The sequence below is a fragment of the Streptomyces chilikensis genome (genome assembly GCF_001642695.1).
Lineage (GTDB): Bacteria > Actinomycetota > Actinomycetes > Streptomycetales > Streptomycetaceae > Streptomyces > Streptomyces chilikensis.
The window spans coordinates 1-2,410 of sequence record NZ_LWCC02000195.1; the positions used below are offsets into that span (position 1 = coordinate 1).

Annotated in this window: 1 protein-coding gene; it reads right to left on the reverse strand. The window is 74.6% G+C overall.

Annotation, left to right across the window (positions count from 1 at the left end; genetic code table 11):
- Positions 1-102: 102 nt before the first annotated feature.
- Positions 103-2,328 carry a 1,4-alpha-glucan branching enzyme gene (gene glgB, locus A2U95_RS31840; protein ID WP_280871785.1) on the reverse strand — a complete coding sequence of 742 codons (2,226 nt, stop codon included), beginning with the start codon at positions 2,326-2,328 and terminating at the stop codon, positions 103-105.
- Positions 2,329-2,410: the final 82 nt, after the last annotated feature.

The following is a 2,410-nucleotide window of genomic DNA, read 5'->3' on the forward strand; positions in this document are numbered from 1 at the left end:
GGGGGTGAGCTCACGCCCGCCGGGTGCGGGACCGGTCCGCGGGCCCGGCGTCCGCGCGCCGCGGGCGGGGCGGACCGGACGCGCCGCCCGCCCCGCGGCGGGTCACGCCGGGGTCAGCCACACCGTGGCGAGCGGGGGCAGCGTGAGGCACAGGCTCGCCGGGTGGCCGTGCCACGGCCGGGGCTCGGGCTTGAGGGGCCCCGCACCGCACACGCCCCCGCCCCCGTACCGTTCCGCGTCCGTGTTGAGGACCTCCGCCCACGCGGGCACCTCCTCCGGCACCCCCACCCGGTACCCGTCCCGCGCCACCGGCGAGAAGTTGCACACCGCCAGCAGCGGCGTCCCCTCCGCGTCGAACCGGAGGAACGCCAGCACGTTGTCGGCCGCGCCGTCCGCCAGCACCCACCGGAACCCGTCCGGCGAGGTGTCCCGCTCCCACAGCGCCGGCGTCCGCCGGTACACCGCGTTGAGGTCGCCGACCAGCTCCCGCACCCCCCGGTGGTCCGCGGCCGCGCCGTAGGAGGGGTCGAGCAGCCACCAGTCCGGCCCGTGCGCCTCCGACCACTCGGCGCCCTGGGCGAACTCCTGGCCCATGAAGAGCAGTTGCTTTCCGGGGTGGGCCCACATGAAGCCCAGGTAGGCCCGCAGGTCGGCCCGCTGCCGCCACCAGTCGCCCGGCATCTTCGACACCAGCGACCGCTTGCCGTGCACCACCTCGTCGTGAGAGATCGGCAGCACGTAGTTCTCGCTGTACGCGTACACCATCGAGAAGGTGATCTCGTCGTGGTGGTACGCGCGGTGCACCGGGTCGTGCGCCATGTACTGCAGCGAGTCGTGCATCCAGCCCATGTTCCACTTCAGGCCGAAACCGAGACCGCCGAAGCCGGACGGGCCGACGTGGTGGGTGGCGCGGGTGACGCCGTCCCACGCGGTGGACTCCTCGGCGATCGTCACCACCCCCGGCACCCGGCGGTAGACGGTCGCGTTCATCTCCTGGAGGAAGGCCACCGCGTCCAGGTTCTCCCGGCCGCCGCGCTCGTTGGGGGTCCACTGCCCGTCCTCGCGGGAGTAGTCCAGGTAGAGCATGGAGGCGACGGCGTCGACCCGCAGGCCGTCGATGTGGAACTCCTCGCACCAGTACACGGCGTTGGCGACCAGGAAGTTGCGCACCTCGCGCCGTCCCAGGTCGAACTCCAGGGTTCCCCAGTCGGGGTGGGCGGCCCGCCGCGGATCGGGGTGCTCGTAGAGGGGCCGGCCGTCGAACTCGGCCAGCGCCCACGCGTCGCGCGGGAAGTGGGCGGGCACCCAGTCCATGATCACGCCGATGCCGGCCCGGTGGAGGCTGTCGACCAGGTACCTGAAGTCGTCGGGGGTGCCCAGGCGGGCGGTCGGGGCGTAGAACCCGGTGACCTGGTACCCCCAGGAGCCCCCGAAGGGGTGCTCGGCGACCGGCATCAGCTCCACGTGGGTGAAACCGAGCTCCGCCACGTACGCGGGGAGCTGTTCGGCGAGCTGCCGGTAGGTGAGTCCCGGCCGCCAGGAGGCCAGGTGGACCTCGTAGACGGAGAACGGCGCCTCGTGGGCCGGGCGTTCGCCGCGCCCGGCCAGCCACTCCTGGTCGCCCCACCGGTACTGCGAGGTGGTGATCACCGAGGCGGTGGCGGGCGGGCACTCGGTGCGGCGGGCCATCGGGTCGGCGCGCAGGGTGCGGGTGCCGTCCGGGCGGGTGATCTCGAACTTGTAGAGCTCGCCCTCGCCGACCGCCGGCACGAAGAGCTCCCAGACGCCGGTGCCGCCCAGCGAGCGCATCGGGAACCCGGTGCCGTCCCAGAAGTTGAAGGTGCCGGTCACCCGGACCCCGAGGGCGTTGGGCGCCCACACGGTGAAGCGGGTGCCGGTGACGCCCTGGTGGGTCATGGGATGGGCGCCCAGGGCCTTCCAGAGCTCCTCGTGGCGCCCCTCGCCGATCAGGTGGAGGTCGAGGTCGCCGAGGGCGGGCAGGAAGCGGTAGGCGTCCTCGGTGTCGTGGGTGCCGCCGTCGTAGCCGACCAGGAGCCGGTAGGCGGGGACCGCCCCTCCCGCCGGTGCCGGGAGACGGCCGGAGAAGAGGCCGTCGCCGTCGTCGTGGAGTTCGGCCCGCAGCCCTTCGGCGACCACGGTGACGGAACGGGCGTGCGGACGCAGGGCGCGGATCACCAGGCCGTCGTCCACCGGGTGCGCGCCGAGCACGCCGTGCGGGTCGTGATGGGTGCCGGCCAGCAGCCGCTCGCGGTCCTGGGGGGAGCAGGGCGCGGGGACCACGGCGGGAGGCGCGGGCGGCCGCCGCACGGCGGGCGGGGGCCCGTCCACCGGGGTGCGCTGCTGAGGCGGCCGGGCGGCGGGCGTCCCGCGGACGGCGGCCGCCCGCTCC